The following is a 21265-nucleotide window of genomic DNA, read 5'->3' as shown; positions in this document are numbered from 1 at the left end:
GCACGATCGATCAGGGACGAGCATGTCGACGGAACGTGAGAACCATGCCGAGCACAGCCCATGAGGAGTCACCCGAGCCGCCTGCCGACGACGCCCAGAGCGCCGAGGCACTGCTGGCCCGGGTCGCGGACGGTGACAAAGGCGCGTTCACCGGCGTGTACGAGGCGTTGGCGCGCCCGGTCATGGGGCTGGCCTGCCGCATCTTGCACGACCCGGCACAGGCGGAGGAGGTCACGCAGGAGGTGATGGTCGAGGTCTGGCGCACGGCCCGGCGCTACCGGCCCGAACGCGGGAGCGCCAAGGGCTGGGTGCTCACCCTCGCCCATCGCCGGGCGGTGGACCGGGTGCGTTACGCACAGGCGGCAACACAGCGTGAGCGCCGTGCGGATGCCGTGCTCGCGGGCCGCGAGCACGACGAGGTGGCCGAGGCCGTGGAAGACGACGACGAACGCCGGCGCGCCCAGGAGTGCATGGCCCGGCTCGCCCGTATGTACCGGGTCCCCCTCGTGCTGGCCTACTACCAGGGGCTGACCTACGTCGAAGTGGCGGCCGCCCTGTCCACACCGGCCGGCACCGTCAAGTCCCGGATGCGCACCGGGCTGCGCCTGCTGCGCGACTGTCTGGAGGCCCGGTGATGACAGCCGAGGAAGACCCGCACCAGCCGGTCGGCGCCTACGTCCTGCACGCTCTCCCCCCGAACGAGGAAGCCGCCTTCGAACGGCACCTCGACGGCTGCCCTGCCTGCCGGCGCGAAGTGGCCCAACTCGCCGAAGCAGCAGCCCGCCTCGCGCCCACCCCCGCCGAGGACACTGCCGTACCGGCCGACCTCCTCGTCCGCGTCCTGGACGACATCAGCCGGACCCCGCAGGAACACGCACCCACCGGCCCGCCGCCCGGCCGACGTAAGAGGCGCCTCACGTCCTGGGCCCTGGCCGCGAGCCTCGCAGCCGCTGCCACGTTCGGCGGGATCGCCGCCTGGCAGGCCGTCCAGACCGACGACGCCCGCGACCAGGCCACCGCACTGCGGAACGGGAACAACGCACTGACCAGCGTGCTGACCGCGCCGGACGCCACCCTGCACACCACGAGGCTGGCCGACGGCGGCTCCGCCACGGTCATCGTCTCGCGCGCCGCCGACCGGGCCGCCTTCGTAGCCGCGGACCTGCCCGCTCTCACCGGCGACAAGGTCTACGAACTCTGGTACGCGGCCCCCTCGGGCGACCTCCGCCCAGCATGCCTCCTGCCGCGAACCGGAGACCGCTCCGCCCTCGTTCTGGACCGACCGCTCGGCCGGACGGTGGCCGTCGGCATCACGGTCGAACCAGCCGGCGGATCCCGCCGCCCCACCACCGAACCCCTCGCCATCATCCCCGTCGGCTCCTAGCAGGCAAGGAGATCGAGGTCGCACGGCAGCGGCATCGCCCCGTTCACCGTGACATCCCCCCGCCCCCGCACTCCGCCCACAGCAGCTTCCCGCCCTTCGACGCTCCCAGTTCGCGCAGTACCGCCACGCCCGTCGCGTCCGCGCAGGCCCTGACCAGGTGCAGGCCGCGGCCGTGTTCGGCGTCCGGTGCGGGGGGAGGTTGGTCGGAGGTGAAGCCGGGAGGGACGCGGGGGTCCGTGTCCCAGACGGCCACGCGGACCCGTCCGGGGGCCGGAGAGAGGAGGCGGAAGGCGTACGGCTTCTTCGTGTGACAGTGCGCGTTCGCCAGCAGTTCCGCCGCGAGCAGCTCCGCTGTGGGGGCGAGGTCGGGCATCTCGTGTGCGGCCAGGATCAGCCGCAGGGCACCTCTCGCGATCCCCGGTGCGCGTGGATCGTGCGGGAGATGCAGGGTGTAGTTCCAGGACGGGGATACGGTGGCCATCGGAAGTCTCCGGTCGCTGAGGGGAGTTGGACGGGTGCCTGGTGTCTCTGCCGTGGCGTCCCACGGTGCGCTTCCAGGTAGGGCGCCTGGATACGACGATAGGGGTCACGCAAAGGTTCTTTGCGCCACTTCGAAGAATCTCGGCGTCATCTCCCTCGTGTGGGTGACAAGCTCGCCGTACGCCCGGTAGGAGGAGGTCTCATGGCGCCAAGGCCCGCGCCGACGGCTCGACGTGTCCGGCTCGGGACTGAGCTGCGCAAACTCCGGGAACGGGCCGGTCTGACCGCGACCGAGGCCGCGCACCTGCTCGGCACGAGTTCGGGTCAACTCAGCAACGTCGAGTCAGCCCGGTTCGGGGTGAGCCCCGATCGTGTGCGCGCGATGGCCGGCCTCTACTCCTGCACGAACCAGCCCTACGTCGAGGCCCTGGCGGACATGGCGGCCGAGAAGACACGCGGCTGGTGGTGGGATGCGTATCGCGAGGTGCTGCCATCCGGTCTGCTGACCCTCGCCGAGTTGGAGCACCACGCCACAGCCGTCCGTACCGCATTCACCGCCCACATCCCCGGCATGCTCCAGACCGCCGAGCACGCCCGGGAGATCTTCAGCCAGGCGATTCCGGCTCCCACCCCGCCTGAGGTCGAGCACCGCGTCTCGCACCGGATCAAGCGGCAGGACTTCGTGTTCCGGGAGAACCCGAACCCGTACAGCACGGTGATCCATGAGGCCGCTCTGCACATGCGGGTCGGCGGACAGCGGGTGGCACGCGATCAGCTTCGGCATCTGATCGACATGAGCCTGCGAGAGCACATCACCCTTCGTGTACTCCCCTACGACGTCGGGGCGTTCCCAGGGTCGGGCCAGTCGATCAACTACCTCTGTGGGCCCGTACCCCTACTGGACACCGTGCAGTTGGACCAGTTCCACGGTCCGGTGCTCCTCGATGCCGAGGCGCATCTGGAGAAGTACCGGCGCCTCCTGGACGTCGTGGAGGCCATCGCCCTCAGTCCCGCGAAGTCCCGCGATCTGATCCACTCCATCATCCAAAGCCTGTGAAGGAGCCGAGATGACCACCCACGCCTGGCGGAAGTCGTCCTACTGCCAAGAGGGCGAAGCCTGTGTCCACATATCCACCGACCCCGACGGAGTCCACCTCACCGACTCCGACGCCGCTCAGACCATCGTCACCGTCACCCCCGCCGCCTTCACCGCCCTGCTCGACCACCTCAAGTCACTCTGACCCGTCCGCCAGGTCCGCCACCACCGCCAGGTGATCCGACGGCCACACCCCGTCCACCGGACCGTCCCCCGCGCGCCGGACCTTCAGGACGTGGCCCAACCCCGCAGGTCCCGCCAGGCCCACGTGGATGTAGTCGATGCGGGCCGGTGGGGACATGCGGACGTACGGGTTCGCCGGGTCCCAGGTCGCGGAGGGGGCCGTCGGGTTCGCGTACTCCCAGGCGTCCAGGAAGAGTTGGCCGGGAGCCGCCGGAGCCGTTTTGTAGCCGCCGAAGAGGCGGATCTCGTCGGAGTCGGGCCAGGCGTTGAAGTCGCCGGTGATGACGGGCGGGAAGTCGGTGCCCGACCTGTGCGTCGCTACGAACTCCGCCAGCGCCGTGACCTGTTGGCAGCGGATCGCCGACGCGGTGGGGGCCGAGGTGAGGTGGGTCGTGAAGAAGGGGATGTCGTACGACGGTCCCGCGAGCCTGGTGTGGAAGGCGAGGCGGCCGTCGTCCAGGTCCTCGGGGGCCGGCAGCCGCAGGACGGCCCGGTCGATCACCGGCCAGCGGCTCAGTACCGCGTTGCCGACCTCCACGCCCGGGTCGCCGATCCGCCGCTGCCAGCGTTCCGAGGCGGGCGAGGCGGCCCACGCCCAGTGCAGGCCGAGTTCACCGGCCAGCCACTCCGCGAGGTTCTCGGAGCCGGCCGACCACACCTCCTGCAGGCCCACCACATCCGGCCGCAGCTCCCGCAGCGCCGCGAGGATCGCCTTCTGGCGTGCCTCCCACGGGCCGAAGCGCCACCACAGGTTCCAGGTCACCACGCGCATCGCCGACACCCCTTCGTCCGCCCGGCCCGCACCCTGAGATCATCGAGGCCGCCGGTCAGGTTACGGAAGACGAGAGACAGGAGTCTCACCACCCATGTCCCGCGACGCCGAGCGCAAGTACCGCACCGCCAGGGCCGTTCAGCGCCTGCTCAACCCCGTCATGCGGCGGCTGCCGCTGCAGACCCTCCTGGAGACCACCGGCCGCACCTCGGGCCTGCCCCGCAGTACCCCGGTGGGCGGCAAACGGGTCGGCGGGTCCTTCTGGCTGGTCTCCGAGTTCGGCGAGCGGTCGCAGTACGTCCGCAACATCAAGGCCGATCCGCGGGTGCGGGTGCGCATCCGGGGGCGGTGGCACACCGGGACCGCCCATCTCATGCCGGACGACGACACCGCCGTACGGCTGCGCTCGCTGCCCCTGATGAACAGCGCGGCGGTACGGGCCATAGGGGCAGGGCAGTTGACCGTGCGGGTGGATCTGGACCAGTGAAGAGATACGGTGGATTCGCCGACCGGACATCCCTCGGCGTGTGTCTCGTTCGCGGAGGATGAGAGAAGGATGGACCGGGCGTTGCTGGCCGACTTCCTCCGAGCACGCCGGGAAGTGCTGCAACCGGAGGACGTCGGGCTTCCCCGTGGTCCGCGGCGTCGTACCGGTGGGCTGCGGCGCGAGGAGGTCGCCGCACTGGCCGGGATGTCGGTCGACTACTACAGCCGGATCGAGCAGCAGCGCGGCCCGATGCCGTCCGAGCAGGTGCTCGCCGGAATCGCCCGCGCACTGCACCTCAGCCTGAGCGAGTGCGACCACCTCTTCGACCTCGCCGGACACTCGGCGCCGCGACGGCAGTTGCGCGAGGACCACGTCAGCCCCACCATGATGCGCATCGTCGAACGCCTCGCGGACACACCGGCATTGGTGATGTCCCGGTTCAACGAGACGCTGCTGCAGAATCAGCCGGCGGTCGCCCTGCTCGGCGACTACACCCGCTTCAGCGGAATGTCCCGCTACCTGGTCTACCGCTGGTTCACCGACCCGGCGCAACGCGCGCTCTACCCCGCCGAGGACCACGAACTGCGCGGCAGGGTCTTCACGTCGGAGATCCGGGCCGCGTACACGGCGGACCCCGAGGGAACGGCCGGTGAGATCGTCGCCGCGTTGCTGGAGGTCAGCCCGGAATTCGCCGAGGTCTGGCGGCTGCACGAGGTGGACGTCACCCACCACAACGACCTCAAGCGCTACCGCCACCCCGAGCTGGGCGAACTGGAGCTGTACTGCCAGCGCCTGGTCGACCCCGACCAGGCCCAGGAACTGCTCGTCTTCTCCGCCACACCCGGCTCACCCAGCCACGAGAAACTCCAACTCCTGTCCGCCGTACGGAACTAGTTGTCCGAGGGCCGGTGTCACCGGCGTCATCTCCACCTGCACCGCGCGGTCAGCCACGGACAACCTGTCCGTGGATAAGTAAGGCCTTCATCCGGGTTCCGGCTCACGCGACGCTTGCTCAGTCGAACACGGGAGGCTGAGATGGACCGGGCGCTGCTGGCCGACTTTCTCCGCGCACGCCGGGAGGTGTTGCAGCCGGAGGACGTGGGGCTTCCCCGTGGTTCCCGGCGTCGTACCGGTGGGCTGCGGCGCGAGGAGGTCGCCGCGCTGGCCGGGATGTCGGTCGACTACTACAGCCGGATCGAGCAGCAGCGCGGCCCGGTGCCGTCCGAGCAGGTGCTCGCCGGAATCGCCCGCGCACTGCACCTCAGCCTGGGCGAACGCGACCACCTCTTCGACCTCGCCGGACACTCGGCGCCACGGCGGCAGTTGCGCGAGGACCACGTCAGCCCCACCATGATGCGCATCGTCGAACGGCTCGCGGACACACCGGCGTTGGTGATGTCCCGGTTCGGTGAGGCGCTGCTGCAGACCCGTCCGGCGGTCGCGCTGTTGGGCGACTACACCCGCTTCAGCGGAATGTCCCGCTACCTGGTCTACCGCTGGTTCACCGACCCGGCGCAACGCGCGCTCTACCCCGCCGAGGACCACGACCTGCGGGGCAGGGTCTTCACCGTGGACCTCCGGGCGGTGCACACGGCGGAGCCCCTGGGCAGGGCCGGTGAGATCGTCGCCGCGCTGCTGGAGGTCAGCCCCGAGTTCGCCGAGGTCTGGCGGCTGCACGAGGTGGACGTCACCCACCACCACGACCTCAAGCGCTACCGCCACCCCGAGCTGGGCGAACTGGAGCTGTACTGCCAGCGCCTGATCGACCCCGACCAGGCCCTGGAACTCCTGGTCTTCTCCGCCACACCCGGCTCCCCCAGCCACGAAAAGCTCCAACTCCTGCCCGCCGTGGGCGCTCAGGCATCGCATGACCCAAGAGTGCTTCGAAAGGATTTCCCATGAAGGCAGTACGTTTCCACGAGTACGGCGACCCGAGCGTCCTGCGGTACGAGGACGTCGAGCAGCCCGCACCCGGCGCCGGACAGGTGCTGATCCGGGTCGCCGCGACATCGTTCAACGGTGTCGACGGCAACATCCGCGGGGGCTTCATGCAGGGCCCCATCCCGGTGACGTTGCCGCACACTCCCGGCATCGACGTCTCCGGCACGGTCGACGCGCTGGGTGAGGGAGTGGCCGGCCTCGGGATCGGCGATCAGGTCGTCGGCTTCCTGCCGATGGCGGGCGTCGGCGCGGCCGCGGAGTACGTGGTGGCTCCGGCCGGGATACTGACACCGGCGCCCCGGAGCATCCCGCTGCCCGACGCCGCAGCCCTGCCGCTGGTGGGTCTCACCGCCTGGCAGGCCCTGTTCGATCACGCGAAGCTGGCCTCGGGGCAGCGCGTGCTCATCAACGGTGCGGGTGGCGCGGTCGGCGGCTACGCCGTGCAGCTCGCCAAGAACGCCGGCGCGTACGTCATCGCCACGGCCGGTCCGCGCAGCAGGGAGCAGGTCGCGACGGCGGGTGCCGACGAGGTCGTCGACCACACCGCCACCGAGGTGACCGCGGCGGTGACCGAGCCGGTCGACGTCGTGCTCAACCTCGCACCGGTCGACCCGGCGCGGCTGGCCGCGCTGCTCACCCTGATCCGTTCCGGTGGAGTGCTGGTGAACACCACGGTGTGGATGCCCGCGCCCAGCGACGAGCAACGCGGCGTGCGCGGCATCGACCTGTTCGTCAACAGCGACGCCGACCAGCTGTCGCGGCTGGTGGCACTGGTCGACTCCGGCGAGCTGCGCGTCGACGTGGCGCAGCGGGTGCCGCTGGCGGAGCTGCCGGCAGTGCACCTCCAGGCCGCCGCGGGCGAGCTGCACGGCAAGGTCGTCATCGTCGCTCCCGGCATCTGATCCGCACCTGACCGCCCACTGAAGGAGACGACCCCGATGATCCCCGACGACGACCCCACCCGCTCGCTGACCGTGGCGGACCCCGACGACCCCGGGACCACGTACATCTCACTGGTGGGCAACACGTACGCCATGCTGATCACCGGCGAGCAGACCGACGGCCGGTACTGCCTGATCGACATGTGCGTCCCCGACGGCGGCGGCCCGCCGCCGCACCGGCACGACTTCGAGGAGATGTTCACGATCCTCGAAGGCGAGATCGAGTTCACCTTCCGCGGCGAGAAGCACACCGTACGGGCCGGGTCCACGGTCAACATCCCGGCCAACGCCCCGCACAACTTCCGCAACGCCTCGGGTGCGCCGGCCCGCATGCTGTGCATGTGCACCCCCGCCGGCCAGGACGAGTACTTCACGCGCATCGGCGATGTCGTCGCGGGCAAGGACGCGCCGCCGCCGCACCTGTCGCAGGACGAGCTCGCGGAGCGCCGCCGCCGCGCGGCCGAGTTGGCCTCGACCTACCGGAGCGAGTTCCTGTGAGGGGCGGGATCACCTGAGCATGCGGCGCGGCGGCGGCTTCCCGCTGGGGCAGGGGCCGCTGCCGCGCCGCTCAGAAAGTCACCCTCGTCACTTGGCGGGCTTGTAGAAGGCGTACGTCGCGGTGTACGCCACGCTCACCTGGTCCGTTCCGGTGCAGGCGGTGGCCGGGGCCACGCCGCCGGTGGTGTTCAGGCGCTGTATGTAGGAGACGCCTCCGAAGACGCCCGTACCCCGGGTCGCGGTGGCCTGGAGCAGGAGCTCGGGGATGGTGCCGGTCTTGGGGGAGTTGGCGATCGCCGTGGCGTTCACCGCGCTGCCGTCCACCGTGGAGACCCAGACGGGGCCACGGGAGTGCAGGGCGACGGTGCGGCCTCGCTTGTCGGAGAGGGTGGCGGCGGGCTCCAGGAGCTTCCAGGCCCCGTCGGTGCAGGTGTAGGTCTGCACGCCCCGGGCGGGGTACACGCCGGTCAGCTTGTTGCCGTCGGGCACCTTGAGCGCGGCGGGGGCCTTCACGGGCCTCAGTGCGGCGTCTGCGGGGGCCGCGTTACCGGCGGCCGTCCCCAGGAAGGCGGTCGCGGCGGCGAGGGCCACGGTGGTCAGGACGAGGCGCTTGGTGAGCTTCAAGTCGGTTCTCCGGAAGGGTTCTTGACTGGTCTTCAGTACAGCGACATCTCTGTCGCCGCCCCCGGTCCGGGACTCTACGGGCCCGCCCGAGGGTTACCGGCCAGTTGGCCGAACACGCGCTCCCGGAGCCGGCTCACCCCGGCCAGACGATCGACTGCACCTCGCTGTAGGCGTGCAGCGCGTACGACCCGCAGTCCCGGCCGACACCGCTCCTGCGGAAGCCCCCGAACGGCGCCTCCATGTTCCGGCCGACCGTGTTGACCCCCACTCCCCCGGCCCGCAGCCGCCGTGCCACGCGGAAGGCGCGGGCGACGTCCGCCGACCAGACGTAGTCGATCAGGCCGTAGTCGCTGTCGTTGGCGAGGGCGATGCCCTCCTCCTCGTCGTCGAAGGGGGTCACGGTCACGACCGGGCCGAAGATCTCCTCGCGCACGACCCCCATGTCGCGGTGGCAGTCGGCGAGGAGGGTCGGGGCGACGAAGAACCCGCGTTCAGGAGAGGGTCGTTCACCGCCCGCGACCACCGCGGCACCTTCCTTGCGGCCGAGTTCGACGTACGACTCCACTCGCTCCCGGTGCGCGGCCGAGATCACCGGGCCGACGGCCGTTCCGGACGCCCGCGGGTCGCCGACCCTCAACCGGGCTGCGTATGCGGCCAGTTGTTCGACGAGCCGGTCGTAGATCCCGCGCTGCGCCAGCACCCGCGTCGGCGCCGTGCAGATCTGTCCGCTGTAGAAGGAGAAGGTGGTCCCGATGCCGGCCACGGCCGAGCCGAGATCCGCGTCCTCGAAGACGACCGCCGCTCCCTTTCCGCCCAGCTCCATCAACTGCCGTTTCATGGACCGCCCGCACACCTCGCCGATGCGCTGTCCGACCGCCGTGGAGCCGGTGAAGCTGACCATGTCGACGTCGGGCGAGTCGACGGCGGCCTCGCCGACCTCCACCGCGCGCCCGCTGACCACGTTCACGACCCCGCACGGCACACCTGCGGCCTCCAGCGCCTCCGCCATCCGGTACACGGAGAGGGGGTCCTGGGGGGCGGGCTTCACCACGACCGTGTTGCCCATGGCGAGCGCCGGGGCGATCTTCCCTGCGGGGTTGGCCCACGGGTTGTTGTACGAGGTGATGCAGGTGACGACCCCGACGGGCTGCCGCACGGCCAGCGCGCCCATCACCGCGGCCCTCCCCATCGGGCCGGCCTCGTTGACCTGCGGCGGGATCGCCCACTCGGCGGGCTCGACCTGCGCGTACCGCCGGAAGCGGGCGGCGGCGACGCCGACCTGCATCGCGCGTGCGGTGGCGGTGGTGGCACCGGTCTCGGCCTGGGCGAGTTCGGCGTACGGCAGGAGGCGGGCGCGGATGAGGTCGCCGGCGCGGGCGAGGATCGCCGCCCGCTCCCCGGCCGGTGTACGCGACCACGCCCCGAAGGCCTCGCGGGCCGCGGCGCAGGCGGCGTGCACCTGATCCCGCGAGGCCTCCGGAGCCCACCCGACGGTCTCCTCGGTGGCCGGATCGACCACCGCGTAGTGCCCACCGTCCGGCACCACCCACTCACCCCCGACGAACAGCCGCTGCACGTCGAGGGACCCGGCGGAGGGCCCGGCCGAGGGACCGGCGGAGGGCCCGCCCACGGACCCGACCGAGGACCTGCCCGAGGGCGCTGTCGAGGGCCCCCTTGAGGACCCGGCCGACGGGCCATCCGTGGAGACGGCCGAGGACCCGGCCGGCAGGCCATCCGTGGCCCCGCCCTCCGAACCGGCCCGCACCCCGCCCAACTCCCCCTCCCGGGAACCCACCCCGCCCTTCTCGGCGTCCGCCCCGCTCACCTGGTGCTCACCGTCCGCGTGTCCCGGCCCGACCGCAGCACCCTGCCGGGCACGGCCCCGCTCACCGCGTCGTCCCGGATCGCCTCGACTCCGTTGACCCACACGGCCCGTACCCCGATCGCCTTGGAGTCGAGCCGCGGACTGTCGCCCGGCAGGTCGTGCACCAGGGTGGCCGTGCCCGCGGCGATCCGTTCCGGGTCGAAGAGCACGAGGTCCGCATGGAAGCCCTCCGCGATCCGTCCGCGCTCCCGCAGCCCGAACAGCTGGGCCGGGTCGTCGGTGAGCATCTTCACGGCCTGTTCCAGCGACGTGAGTTTGCGCCCGCGCAGACAGTCCCCGAGGAAGCGGGTCGTGTACGGCGCCCCGCACATCCGGTCCAGGTGGGCCCCCGCGTCGGACCCGCCGAGCAGTACGTCCTCGTGCTGCCAGGCCTCGGCACGCATCGCCCAGGACGCCGGGTCGTTGTCGGTGGGCATGGGCCACAGGACCGTACGCAAGGAGTCGGCCGCGCAGATCTCGACGAGCGCGGCGAACGGCTCCTGCCCGCGCTCGGCCGCGATGTCCTCCACGACCCGCCCGCCGAGCCCGCGGTTGGCGTCGCTGTAGGTGTCCCCGATGACGTACCGCCCGAAGTTGGTCAGCCGCCGGAAGACCCCGGCCTCCTTGGACTGGGACTGCCGCAGCAGTTCCTTCTGTACGTCCGGGTCGCGCAGTTTCTCGATCCGCTCGGGGACGGGCAGCGCGAGCACCGGGCCCCAGCCGGGGATCAGGTTCAGCGCGCAGAAGGTGCCCAGGGACATGTTCATCGGGGTGAGGATCGGCATGGTGAGGGCGACGACCCGGCCGCCCGCCTTCCTCGCCTGCTCGCTCGCGAACAGCTGCCTCGGCACCCGCTCCGGGACGGCCGAGTCGATGGTCAGCACATTCCAGTTCAGCGGCCGCCCGGCCGCCGCGCTCATCTCCACGAACAGGTCGATCTCGGCGTCGCTGAACTGGTCGAGACACCCGGCGACGATCGCCTCGATCTGCGTCCCCTCGTGTTCTCCGACGGCCCGTGAGAGCGCGAGGAGTTCGGCGGGCAGGGCGTGCCGGGAGGCGACGGGCTTTCCGTCGCCGTCGGAGTGCGTGGACGACTGGGTGGTGGAGAAACCCCAGGCGCCGGCGTCCATGGCCTCGTGGAACAACCGCAGCATGGAAGCGAGTTGCTCCTCGGACGGCTGTCCGCCGACGGCGTCCGGCCCCATCACGTACCGCCGCAGTGCGCAGTGCCCCACCATGAAACCGGCGTTGACCGCGATACGGCCTTCGAGTGCGTCCAGGTACTCCCCGAAGGAACTCCAGCTCCAGGGCGCCCCCTCCTCCAGCGCGACCAGTGACATCCCCTCGACCTTGGACATCATGCGGCGGGTGTAGTCGGCGTCCCCGGGCCGCGAAGGGTTCAGGGGCGCCAGCGTGAAGCCGCAGTTCCCGGCGGCGACCGTGGTGACCCCGTGGTTGAGGGAGGGGGTCGCGTAGGGGTCCCAGAACAGCTGGGCGTCGTAGTGGGTGTGGGGGTCGACGAACCCGGGGGCGAGGACGAGCCCGGTGGCGTCCTCGCTGGTCCGGGCCTCTTCGGTGACACCGCGGCCGATCACGGCGATACGACCGTCCCGGATACCGACGTCGGCGGTGAAGGCCGGCGCACCGGTCCCGTCGACGACGGTCGCGCCTTTGATGACGTGGTCGAGCATGGCGCCGAACCCCCTCATACGGATTCGCGGAACCGGGTCGTCCGATGCACCGGATCCGTGTCGATCTTCGGAATCACGTGCTCCCCGATGAGCCGGATCGTCTGGAGGGTCTCCTCCTTCGGCACCCCCACCGGCAGTCCGAAGCTCAGCTGGTCCGCCCCGGCCTGCTCCCAGCGCTTGCACTGCCGGACCACCTCGTCCGGGTCTCCGCAGATCAACAGCTCCTCCTCGATGAGGAGTTCGACGAACTCCGCGGTGTACTCGGGCAGCGTCTCCGGCCACACGGGGAATCCCTCGGGCCGCGGGAAGGTGTCGTGGTAGCGGAACACCAGGGACGGCAGGTAGTGCAGGTCCCCGTTCACGGCGATCTCGATCGCCTCGGCGTGCGTCGGCGCGCAGATCGCCGTGGTCGTCACCATCACGTTGTCGTTGACGAAGTCGCCGATCGGCTCGGCGTTCACGACGGCCGTCTTGTACTGCTCCAGCACCCACTCCATGTCGGAGACCTTCTGCACGCTGAAGCCGAGCACCCCGAGCCCCTTCTTCGCCGCCATGGCGTACGACGGCGGCGACCCGGCGGCGTACCACATCGCGGGGTGCGACTTGCCGTACGGCTTCGGCAGGATCTTGCGGGGCGGCAGCTGCCAGTGCTTGCCCTGGAAGCCCACGTACTCGTCCTGGAGCCACATCTTGGGGAACTCGGCGATGGTCTCTTCCCAGATCTCCTTGGTGTAGTTCATGTCGGTCACCCCGGGTATGAACCCGAGGATCTCGTGCGACCCGGCCCCGCGACCGCTGCCGAACTCGAAGCGGTTCTCGGTGAGATGGTCGAGCATGGCGACCTTCTCGGCGACCTTCACGGGGTGGTTGACCTGGGCGAGCGGGTTGAAGATCCCGGAGCCGAGGTGGATGCGGTCGGTGGCGTGCGCCAGGTAGCCGAGGAAGACGTCGTTGGCGGAGAGGTGCGAGTACTCCTCCAGGAAGTGGTGCTCGGACGCCCAGGCGTACTTGAAGCCGGACCGGTCCGCCTGGATGACGTACTCGGTCTCCTCCATCAGCGCCTTGTGCTCGGCCAGCGGGTCGGTCTCGGCGCGCTTGCCCACGTATCCCTGTACAAAGAGCCCGAATTCCAAGGAGGTTCACCGTCCCCAGTCTGTCTCTGACACTCCTGTTTCTGACACTCCGTCAGATTCCTGATCTGCCGCCGACTGTGGCACCGGGCGCAGACAGGGTCAATACCTGATGGCCAGTCAGATGACGGAGACGCCGGCCAGCCAGCCGCCGTCGATCACGAACGGCTGGCCGGTGATGTACGAGGAGTCGGCGGAGGTCAGGAACAGCGCGAGCGCCGCCACCTCCTCCGGACGCCCGATCCGGCCGAGCGGTACGAGCTTGCGGTAGAACCGGTCGAGCCCCTGGGAGGCCTCCGACGCGTCCGCCGAGGGGTCCAGGACCGCCGGGTTGGACATCGCGGTGTCGACGGCCCCTGGACACATGGCGTTGACCCGGATTCCGCGCGGCGCGAGCTCCAGCGCGGCGACCCGGGTGAGCCCGAGGATCGCGTGCTTGGAGGCCGCGTAGGCACCGACGCCCGCCATCCCGGTCACCCCGGTGTAGGAGGCGGTGTTCACGATCGTGCCCCCGTCGGTCATCACCGGCCCCACGGTCCTGATGCCGAGGAAGCAGCCGACCTGGTTGACCTGCAACACCTGCATGAACTCCGTGAGAGGCGTGTCCAGGAGGCTGTTGAAGCGCAGGATGCCGGCATTGTTGACGAGCCCGTCGACCCGCCCGTACTCCTCGACGACGGCCTCCACCGCCCGCTGCCAGTCCGCCTCCTGGCTCACGTCCAGACGCACGTACAGCGCCCCGATCTCCTCGGCGAGCGCCTTGCCCTGCTCGTCGAGCACATCCCCTACGACGACCTCGGCGCCCTCCGCCCGGAACAGCCGGGCCTCCTGCTCGCCCTGCCCGCGCGCCGCGCCGGTGACGAGGACGACACGTCCGTCCAGCTTGCCCATGCGGTGACTCCTCAGAGGTGGGGGGCGACGTCGGCGCCGAACGCCGAGATCTGGTCGACGAGTTCGGCGCGGTCGCGGCTGCGGAAGCGCACCTGGATCTGGTCCACGCCCATCGCGCGGTAGGCGCGCAGGGACTCGGCGAGTTCGTCGGGCGTGCCGCTCAGCGTGCGGCGGCCGACGTCCCACGTGGGCGTGCCGAGGTGGAGCGGCTCGGCGATCGCCCCGACGGTGAACGGCCCTTCGAGGCCCGCCTCCGCCCGCAGCCGCCGTATCCGCTCGATCTGCGCGGGCAGCCGGTCCCGGGGATCGCCCTGGGGCAGCCAGCCGTCGCCCTTGAGGGCGGCCCGGCGTACGGCGGCCGGGGAGGAGCCCCCGACCCACACCGGGACGTGGGACTGGGCGGGCCGTGGACGCTGGCCGAGGTCCGCGAAGTCGTAGTGCTTGCCGTGGTGTTCGGGGAACTCGTCGGGGCCGAGGGCCTTGCGCAGGGCGTCGATCGACTCGTCGAGGACGGCCCCGCGCCCGGCGAAGTCGACCCCGAGCGCCTCGAACTCCTCCTGGACGTGCCCCGCGCCGACCCCGAGGATCAGCCGCCCGCCGCTGAGATGGTCGAGGGTGGCGTACTGCTTGGCGGTGAGCAGGGGGTGCCGCAGCCCGACCACCGCCACGTGGCTGAGCAGCCGCACCCGTTCGGTCACGGCCGCCAGATGGGCGAGGGTGGCGACCGGGTCGTACCAGACCGTGCTCATCGCGGGGGCGAGGCGGCGCGGGATCGCCACGTGGTCGCAGGCGGCGATGTACGCGAACCCGGCGCGGTCGGCGGCCCGGGCCACCTCGACGAGGTCCTCGGGACCGGCGCCGGCCTCCCAGGGCTCGGCGTAGATCGTGCTCTGGGACTGGACGGGGAGCTGGATGCCGTAGTCCGTCACCGCGGTCCGCCCCAGAGACCGTCCGGGGTGAGTCCGAGCAGGTCGATGGCGTTGCCCCGGACGATCCGCTCCACCACGTCGGCGTCCAGGTGTCCCATCTGGGCCTCGCCGACCTCCTTCGACTTGGGCCAGGTGGAGTCGGAGTGGGGGTAGTCGGTCTCGTACAGCACGTTCCCCACGCCGATCGCGTCGAGGTTCTTCAGGCCGAAGGCGTCGTCGAAGAAGCAGCCGTAGACGTGCTCGGTGAAGAGTTCGGACGGCGGGCGGTGGACCTTGTCGGCGACGCCGCCCCAGCCGCGGTTCTCCTCCCAGACCACGTCGGCGCGTTCCAGGATGTAGGGGATCCAGCCGATCTGGCCCTCGGCGTACATGACCTTGAGGTTCGGGAAGCGCTCGAACTTGCCGCTCATCAGCCAGTCGACCATCGAGAAGCAGCAGTTGGCGAAGGTGATGGTGGAGCCGACCGCGGGCGGGGCGTCGGCGGAGGTGGAGGGCATACGGCTGCTGGAGCCGATGTGCATGGCGACGACCGTGCCGGTCTCGTCGCAGGCGGCGAGGAAGGGGTCCCAGTCGTCGGAGTGGACGGAGGGCAGGCCCAGGTGCGGGGGTATCTCGGAGAAGGCGACGGCCCGGACGCCGCGGGCGGCGTTGCGCCGGACCTCGGCGGCCGCCAACTCGGCGTCCCAGAGCGGGATGAGGGTGAGCGGTATGAGGCGGCCCTGCGCCTGGGGGCCGCACCACTCCTCCACCATCCAGTCGTTGTAGGCCTGGACGCACAGCAGGCCCAGTTCGTGGTCCTTGGCCTCGGTGAAGGTCTGGCCGCAGAAGCGCGGGAAGGTCGGGAAGCAGACGGCGGACTGGACGTGGTTGACGTCCATGTCGGCGAGACGGGCGGGGACGTCGTACGACCCCGGGCGCATCTGCTCGTAGGTGATGACCTCCAGCTTGATCTCGTCCCTGCTGTAACCGACCGCGGTGTCCAGGCGGGTGAGGGGACGCTGGAGTCCCTCGTACAGCCACCAGTCGCCCAGGGGTCCGTCGTCCCCGGGGGCGCCCATCACGGGCTTGAAACGTCCGCCCAGGAAGCTGATCTCCTTGAGCGGGGCGCGGACCGTGCGGGGGCCGGTGTCGAGGTACTTCTTCGGGAGCCGGCTCTGCCAGACGTCGGGAGGCTCCACCGTGTGGTCGTCGACGGAGATGATCTTCGGAAGTGCCGTCGTGGTCTCCATGGCGCTCACGGTAGCGCCGATCTGACGGTCCGTCAGCTCCGTGAACGGTGACCGATGGCGACGGTTCGTGTGCGGACGTGTGCGAAGAACAGGTGAGGGCCTTGTGATATCCCGCGCGTCCACCTGTGATCAGACTCTCCACAGCTGACGCATCCGCCATGGACAAGGCAAACTGACGGGGTTGTAGACAGGCCCTAGGGGGACGGCGATGGACGGTGCACCGCGGGTGCCGGAGCAGAGGCGTCCCGGCTCCTCGGCGGGGGCCGGGCAGGACGTGGGCTCTGCGGCGGGGGCGGGGCAGGACTTGGGCTCTGCGGCGGGAGCGCGGCAGGATGCGAGCCCCGCGACCGGAACCGGGCAGCACGCGAGCCCCGCGGCGGGAACGGGACAGCACACCAACCCCACGACGGGAGCGGGGCAGGACGTGGGCGCTGCGGCCGGAGCGGGACGGCACATGAACTCCACGGCCGGGACAGGGCAGCACACGAGCCCGACGGCCGGAGCCGCGCAGCACACCAACCCCACGACCGGGGCCAGGCAGCGCACGAACCCCGCGCCCGGTGCCGGGCAAGACACGAACCCGGCGGCAGGATCCACGCAGCACACCAACCCCACGACAGGTGCCGGGCAAGACGTGGGCGCTGCGGCCGGAGCAGGGCAGGACGCGAGCCCCACGACGGGAGCCGCGCAGCACACCAACCCCACGACCGGGACCAGGCAGCGCACGAACCCCGCGCCCGGTGCCGGGCAAGACACGAACCCGACGACAGGATCCACGCAGCACACCAACCCCGCCGCCGGAGCCGGGCAACACCCGGACCCCACAGCCAAAGCCGGCCAGAACGCGAGCCCCGCGCCCGTGACCCCGCCCCTGCGCTTCTGTGTGCTCGGGCCGGTGCGTGCCTGGCGGGGGGAGGATGTGCTGAACACCGGTTCCCCTCAGCAACGCGCCCTGCTCGCCGCCCTGTTGCTGCGCGAGGGCCGTACCGCGACCGCCGCCGAGTTGATCTCCGCGCTGTGGGGCGAGGAGTCCCCGGAGCAGGCCCTGGCCGCGGTGCGCACGTACGCCTCACGGCTCCGCAAGGTTCTCGACCCCGGCGTCCTGGTCAGCGAGTCCGGCGGCTACGCGATCCGCGGGCTCGGCGAGGACGCGCTGGACCTCGCCGCGGCCCAGGAGCTCGCCACCGAGGCGGAGAAGGCCAAAAGCGCCGGGGACCTGTGCCACGCGCGGGACGCCCTGACCCGGGCGCTGGGCCTGTGGGACGGGGAGGTGCTGGCGGGCGTGCCGGGGCCGTACGCCGAGGCACAGCGCGTGCGGCTGGAGGAGTGGCGGCTGCAACTCCTGGAATCCCGCCTCGACATGGACCTGGAGCAGGGCTGCCACGCGGAGGCGGTCTCCGAGCTCACCGCCCTCACCGCCGAGCACCCTCTGCGCGAGCGGCTCAGGGAACTCCTCATGCTCGCCCTGTACCGCAGCGGCCGGCAGGCGGAGGCCCTCGCGGTCTACGCCGACACCCGCCGCCTGCTCGCCGACGAACTCGGCGTCGACCCCCGCCCCGGCCTGCGCGAGCTCCAGCAGCGCATCCTCCAGGCCGACCCCGGCCTCGCGGAACCCTCCTCCCAGCCCGAACCGGTCGCCGCCCCCGTCCGTCCCGCCCAGCTCCCGGCCACGGTCCCGGACTTCACCGGCCGCGCGGCCTTCGTCACCGAACTGGGCGAGGTGCTCGCCTCCGGCTCCGAGGGCCGGGTGATGGCGGTCTCCGCACTCGCCGGCATCGGCGGCGTCGGCAAGACCACGCTGGCCGTGCACGTGGCCCACCAGGCCCGCCCCGCCTTCCCCGACGGTCAGCTCTACGTCGACCTCCAGGGCGCCGGCGCCCGGGCCGCCGACCCCGAGACGGTCCTGGGCGCCTTCCTCAGAGCCCTCGGCACCGCCGACTCGGCCATCCCCGACTCCCTGGAGGAACGGGCGGCCCTGTACCGCTCGGTCCTCGACGGCCGCCGGATCCTCGTCCTGCTCGACAACGCGCGCGACGCGGCCCAGATACGGCCCCTGCTGCCGGGCACGGAGGGCTGTGCGGCGCTCGTGACCTCCCGGGTGCGGATGGTCGACCTCGCCGGAGCCCACCTGGTCGACCTGGACGTCATGTCCCCCGACGAGGCTCTTCAGTTGTTCACGAAGATCGTCGGCGAGGAGCGGGTCGCCTCCGAGCGCAAGGCCGCCCTCGACGTGGTCGCCGCCTGCGGCTTCCTCCCGCTCGCCATCCGCATCGCCGCCTCCCGCCTCGCGGCCCGCCGCACCTGGACGGTGTCCGTCCTCGCAGCGAAGCTCGCCGACGAACGCCGCCGCCTCGACGAACTCCAGGCCGGCGACCTCGCGGTCAAGGCCACCTTCGAACTCGGCTACGGCCAGCTGGAGCCCGCCCAGGCCCGCGCCTTCCGCCTGCTGGGCCTCGCCGACGGCCCGGACATCTCGCTGGCCGCGGCCGCCGCCGTACTGGACCTGCCCGTCGAGGACACCGAGGACCTTCTGGAGGCCCTGGTCGACACCTCCCTGCTGGAATCGGCGGCGCCCGGCCGCTACCGGTTCCACGATCTCGTACGGCTCTACGCGCGTGCGTGCGCCGAGCGGGACGAGTGGCCGCCCAGCGAGCGGGAGGCCGCGCTGTCGCGGCTGCTGGACTTCTATCTCGCGACCGCGACGGCCGTGTACGCCATCGAGCGGCCCGGTGACCGGCTGGTGGAGCACCTGGAGGAGGTCCGCTACCCCGGGCTGGCCTTCGAGGACCGCCACACCGCCCAGGACTGGCTGTACGCGGAGGCCAACGCCCTGCTCGCCTTCGTCCAGCAGTGCGCCAAGGGGGCCCTGCTGCGGCGCGCGGTGGACCTGCTGTGGGTGGCGAAGGACCTGGCCGAGTCGGGGGCCAACGCCAAGCAGTACGAGGTCGCCGCCGTCGCGCTGCGGGACGCCGCCGACGCGGCGGACGACCCGCGCAGCCGCGCGCGTGCGCTCACCACTCTGACCAACGTCCATCTCGTCGCCGGCCGCTTCGAGCAGGCGGACGCGGAGGCCCGGCTGGCCATGGAGCTCGCCCGCGCGGCGGACGACCTGGCGCCCAGCTGCTGGGCCGCCAACGACCGCGGCATCATCGCCCTCTACCAGGGGCGCCACCCCGAGGGCGAGGCGTACCTGAAGGAGGCCATCGAGAGCTTCCGGCGCGACCGGAACCTCGCGGGCGAGGCCAGCGCGCTGTGCAACCTCTCCCGCATCCACCTGGCCATGGGGCGGAGCACCAGCGCGGTGGAACTCGCCCATCAGGGCATCGTCATCTACGACCGGCTGGGGCACTCGCTGCGCGGCGCGAACGGCCGCTATGCGCTGGGCCTGGCGCTCACCGGACAGGGGCGGCTCGACGCCGCCGTGGAGCGGCTGACGGAGGCGCTGGAGGTCTTCCGGGACAGCAGGCAGCGGCTGTGGGAGGGCATGACGCTCTTCCGGCTCGCCGAGGCACACCTCGCCGGCCACCGGCCCGCGCAGACCGCGGCCCTCACCGAGCAGGCCCTCGCCGTGCTGCGGGGCATCGGCGGCGAGTGGCGGCGCGGCAACGTCCTTACCGTCCTCGGCCGCGCCCTCAGCGGCCTCGGGCAGCCCGGCCGGGCCCAGGCCTGCTGGCAGGAGGCACTCGGCATCTTCGAGCAGCTGGGCTCGCCGGAAGCCGCCGACGTACGGCTCCTGCTCACGCCGTCGGCGACCGTGTAGAACGTCCGGCGGACCGACGTTCATCGTTCGTTTATCGCCGCCCGGCAGACTCGTCCCTGTCGATCCGTCGCGTCGGGGGGCAGACGGGTCAGCGGTGGTCTCCATCGCTAGGGTTACCGACCCTGACACGCCCGCCCGGCGACCCACGGGGGAGTCGCCGGGCGGCCTGGCCCATCATCGAAACGGGAGAGTCACCACCCATGAGTGAAACCGAGAAGCAGGACGGCACCGTCAAGCCGCTCGACAACCACGCCACGGGGACCGAGGACACGGTCAAGCCGCTCGACAACCACGCCACCGGCGCCGAGAAGGTCGTCACCCTGGCCGCCGGTACGACGGACGGCACGGTCAAGCCGCTCGACAACCACGCCACGGACGAGAAGGCCTGACCAGGACTTTTCCTCGCACGGGGATCGGCCGCGGCGGCGCGGAGGGGGAGCCGTCGCGGCCGAGGCGTGTCCGGGGCCGCGCGCCTCGATCAGCGCACCTCGCACCAGACTGTCTTGGCCTCCGCCCGCTGCTCGGCACCCCACCGCAGCGCCACCGCGTCCAGGAGGGCGAGCCCTCGACCGGTCTCGTTGTCACCGGCCGTCCGCACCACGCGGGGGACATTGAGTCAGGTGAGTCCTTTGCCCCCGGCCCGAGCGGCACCGCCGCGCTCCGCGTCACCCTTGGCGCAGGTCGCCCAGCATCGGCTCGCCGATATGGAGCACCAGCACATGGCCCCTCTTTACGGTCACAATCGCTAGGGTTGGCTCATGACCGCACTACCCGACTGGATGCGCCCGCCACGCGCGGAAGGCTGGTTCGCGGAGGACCTGGACCGCCTCCCCGAGGCACCCCGCCACACCGAGCTCATCGACGGAGCCCTCGTCTTCATGATGTCGCCCCAGAGGTGGTGGCACGGCCACCTCGTCACCATGCTGACCGTCGCCCTCATGGAGCAGGTGCCGGCTGATGCCAGGGTCGGCCGCGAGATGACCATCAAGCTCGACCCGCGCAACCGCCCCGAGCCCGACCTCCTGGTGACCACGGCCGACTACGACGACGACCGCACCTGGTTCGCACCGGATGAAGTCCGACTCGTCGTCGAGGTCGTCTCCCCCGAGTCGGCGCATCGCGATCGAACGGTAAAGCTCCGCAAGTACGCGGAGGCCGGCATCCCGCATTACTGGTGCATCGAGGACGAGGGCGGCGCTCCCGTGGTCCACGTCTACGAGCTCGACGGGCCCACGGGGGCATACGCGCCGGCCGGAATCTTCCGGGGCACTCTCCAGCGCCCGGTGCCTTTCGGGATCAACCTGGACCTCGACAAGCTCACACCGCCCCGCAGCAGCTGAAAGCCGGCACCGGCTGCCAGAGGTG

At 71.3% G+C, this 21265-nt stretch carries 21 protein-coding genes and 1 pseudogene; 12 read left to right on the top strand and 10 right to left on the bottom strand.

Annotated features, from left to right (window positions below; translation table 11 throughout):
- The first annotated feature begins 44 nt into the window (after positions 1-44).
- Positions 45-635, top strand: a complete 591-nt coding sequence (sigK, locus tag D1369_RS23335) for an ECF RNA polymerase sigma factor SigK (RefSeq protein WP_007382735.1) — start codon at positions 45-47, stop codon at positions 633-635.
- Entirely contained in the window at positions 635-1384 is a 750-nt protein-coding gene (locus tag D1369_RS23330; RefSeq protein ID WP_007382736.1) for an anti-sigma factor, read from the top strand. Before sigK ends, D1369_RS23330 begins: the two co-directional genes overlap by 1 nt.
- 43 nt (positions 1385-1427) lie before the next feature.
- Here D1369_RS23330 and D1369_RS23325 read toward each other — a convergent pair whose 3' ends face one another.
- A complete protein-coding gene (locus D1369_RS23325) occupies positions 1428-1865 on the bottom strand; it encodes an ATP-binding protein (RefSeq protein WP_007382737.1) in 438 nt (145 codons plus the stop codon).
- Between the two features lie 201 nt (positions 1866-2066).
- On the opposite strand from D1369_RS23325, the gene D1369_RS23320 reads away from it, so the two are divergent.
- Both D1369_RS23320 and D1369_RS23315 read left to right on the top strand, forming a co-directional pair.
- Positions 2067-2921, top strand: coding sequence for a helix-turn-helix transcriptional regulator (locus D1369_RS23320; RefSeq protein WP_007382738.1), 855 nt, complete (start codon positions 2067-2069; stop codon positions 2919-2921).
- A gap of 10 nt (positions 2922-2931) precedes the next feature.
- The gene (locus D1369_RS23315; protein WP_007382739.1) at positions 2932-3105 is read left to right on the top strand and encodes a DUF397 domain-containing protein; all 174 of its coding nucleotides are present in this window, start codon (positions 2932-2934) and stop codon (positions 3103-3105) included.
- On the opposite strand, the gene D1369_RS23310 is transcribed toward D1369_RS23315, so the two are convergent.
- Complete coding sequence (locus D1369_RS23310; RefSeq protein WP_202477016.1) at positions 3097-3915, bottom strand: endonuclease/exonuclease/phosphatase family protein; 819 nt, start codon at positions 3913-3915, stop codon at positions 3097-3099. The two genes, D1369_RS23315 and D1369_RS23310, sit on opposite strands and share 9 nt — an antisense overlap.
- Positions 3916-4009: 94 nt before the next feature.
- Here D1369_RS23310 and D1369_RS23305 point away from each other — a divergent pair, with 94 nt between their 5' ends.
- The 5 genes from D1369_RS23305 to D1369_RS23285 all read left to right on the top strand — a co-directional run bounded on the left by D1369_RS23305 (position 4010) and on the right by D1369_RS23285 (position 7782).
- A complete protein-coding gene (locus D1369_RS23305; RefSeq protein ID WP_007382741.1) occupies positions 4010-4402 on the top strand; it encodes a nitroreductase/quinone reductase family protein in 393 nt (130 codons plus the stop codon).
- Positions 4403-4471: 69 nt separating this feature from the next.
- Entirely contained in the window at positions 4472-5296 is an 825-nt protein-coding gene (locus D1369_RS23300; protein ID WP_007382742.1) for a helix-turn-helix transcriptional regulator, read from the top strand.
- A gap of 141 nt (positions 5297-5437) precedes the next feature.
- Entirely contained in the window at positions 5438-6304 is an 867-nt protein-coding gene (locus D1369_RS23295; protein WP_037900479.1) for a helix-turn-helix transcriptional regulator, read from the top strand.
- Positions 6301-7245 (top strand): NADP-dependent oxidoreductase, encoded by a 945-nt coding sequence (locus D1369_RS23290; protein ID WP_007382744.1) that lies wholly within the window; start codon positions 6301-6303, stop codon positions 7243-7245. The genes D1369_RS23295 and D1369_RS23290 overlap by 4 nt, the downstream gene beginning before the upstream one ends.
- Before the next feature lie 36 nt (positions 7246-7281).
- The gene (locus D1369_RS23285) at positions 7282-7782 is read left to right on the top strand and encodes a cupin domain-containing protein (protein ID WP_007382745.1); all 501 of its coding nucleotides are present in this window, start codon (positions 7282-7284) and stop codon (positions 7780-7782) included.
- Between the two features lie 87 nt (positions 7783-7869).
- Here D1369_RS23285 and D1369_RS23280 read toward each other — a convergent pair whose 3' ends face one another.
- The 7 genes from D1369_RS23280 to D1369_RS23250 all read right to left on the bottom strand — a co-directional run bounded on the left by D1369_RS23280 (position 7870) and on the right by D1369_RS23250 (position 16149).
- Positions 7870-8406, bottom strand: a complete 537-nt coding sequence (locus D1369_RS23280) for a DUF3455 domain-containing protein (protein WP_007382746.1) — start codon at positions 8404-8406, stop codon at positions 7870-7872.
- Between the two features lie 133 nt (positions 8407-8539).
- Positions 8540-9973: an aldehyde dehydrogenase family protein gene (locus tag D1369_RS23275; protein WP_118083150.1), complete on the bottom strand. Its 1434-nt coding sequence runs from the start codon at positions 9971-9973 to the stop codon at positions 8540-8542.
- A 254-nt stretch (positions 9974-10227) separates the two neighbouring features.
- Positions 10228-11961, bottom strand: a complete 1734-nt coding sequence (locus tag D1369_RS23270) for a D-aminoacylase (RefSeq protein ID WP_118082592.1) — start codon at positions 11959-11961, stop codon at positions 10228-10230.
- Positions 11962-11975: 14 nt separating this feature from the next.
- A complete protein-coding gene (locus D1369_RS23265) occupies positions 11976-13094 on the bottom strand; it encodes an LLM class flavin-dependent oxidoreductase (protein ID WP_082319413.1) in 1119 nt (372 codons plus the stop codon).
- A 117-nt stretch (positions 13095-13211) separates the two neighbouring features.
- Entirely contained in the window at positions 13212-13982 is a 771-nt protein-coding gene (locus D1369_RS23260; protein ID WP_007382750.1) for a glucose 1-dehydrogenase, read from the bottom strand.
- A gap of 11 nt (positions 13983-13993) precedes the next feature.
- On the bottom strand, positions 13994-14911 hold the full coding sequence (locus D1369_RS23255; protein WP_007382751.1) for an LLM class F420-dependent oxidoreductase: 918 nt from the start codon (positions 14909-14911) through the stop codon (positions 13994-13996).
- Entirely contained in the window at positions 14908-16149 is a 1242-nt protein-coding gene (locus D1369_RS23250; protein ID WP_007382752.1) for an amidohydrolase family protein, read from the bottom strand. Before D1369_RS23250 ends, D1369_RS23255 begins: the two co-directional genes overlap by 4 nt.
- Positions 16150-16999: 850 nt before the next feature.
- Between D1369_RS23250 and D1369_RS23245 the strand changes: the two genes are divergently transcribed.
- Positions 17000-19900, top strand: coding sequence for a BTAD domain-containing putative transcriptional regulator (locus D1369_RS23245; protein ID WP_342364919.1), 2901 nt, complete (start codon positions 17000-17002; stop codon positions 19898-19900).
- A 200-nt stretch (positions 19901-20100) separates the two neighbouring features.
- On the top strand, positions 20101-20289 hold the full coding sequence (locus D1369_RS23240; RefSeq protein WP_007382754.1) for a hypothetical protein: 189 nt from the start codon (positions 20101-20103) through the stop codon (positions 20287-20289).
- 89 nt (positions 20290-20378) lie between these two features.
- Here D1369_RS23240 and D1369_RS43965 read toward each other — a convergent pair.
- A pseudogene (locus D1369_RS43965) lies at positions 20379-20483 on the bottom strand (ATP-binding protein); the annotation flags it as partial.
- A gap of 175 nt (positions 20484-20658) precedes the next feature.
- Between D1369_RS43965 and D1369_RS23230 the strand changes: the two are divergent.
- Positions 20659-21240 carry a Uma2 family endonuclease gene (locus D1369_RS23230; RefSeq protein ID WP_007382755.1) on the top strand — a complete coding sequence of 194 codons (582 nt, stop codon included), beginning with the start codon at positions 20659-20661 and terminating at the stop codon, positions 21238-21240.
- Positions 21241-21265: the final 25 nt, after the last annotated feature.

The sequence above is a fragment of the Streptomyces sp. CC0208 genome (assembly GCF_003443735.1).
GTDB classification, from domain to species: domain Bacteria; phylum Actinomycetota; class Actinomycetes; order Streptomycetales; family Streptomycetaceae; genus Streptomyces; species Streptomyces sviceus.
The sequence above is the reverse complement of the archived record's forward strand: the minus strand, read 5'-3'. Positions and strand labels throughout refer to the sequence as shown.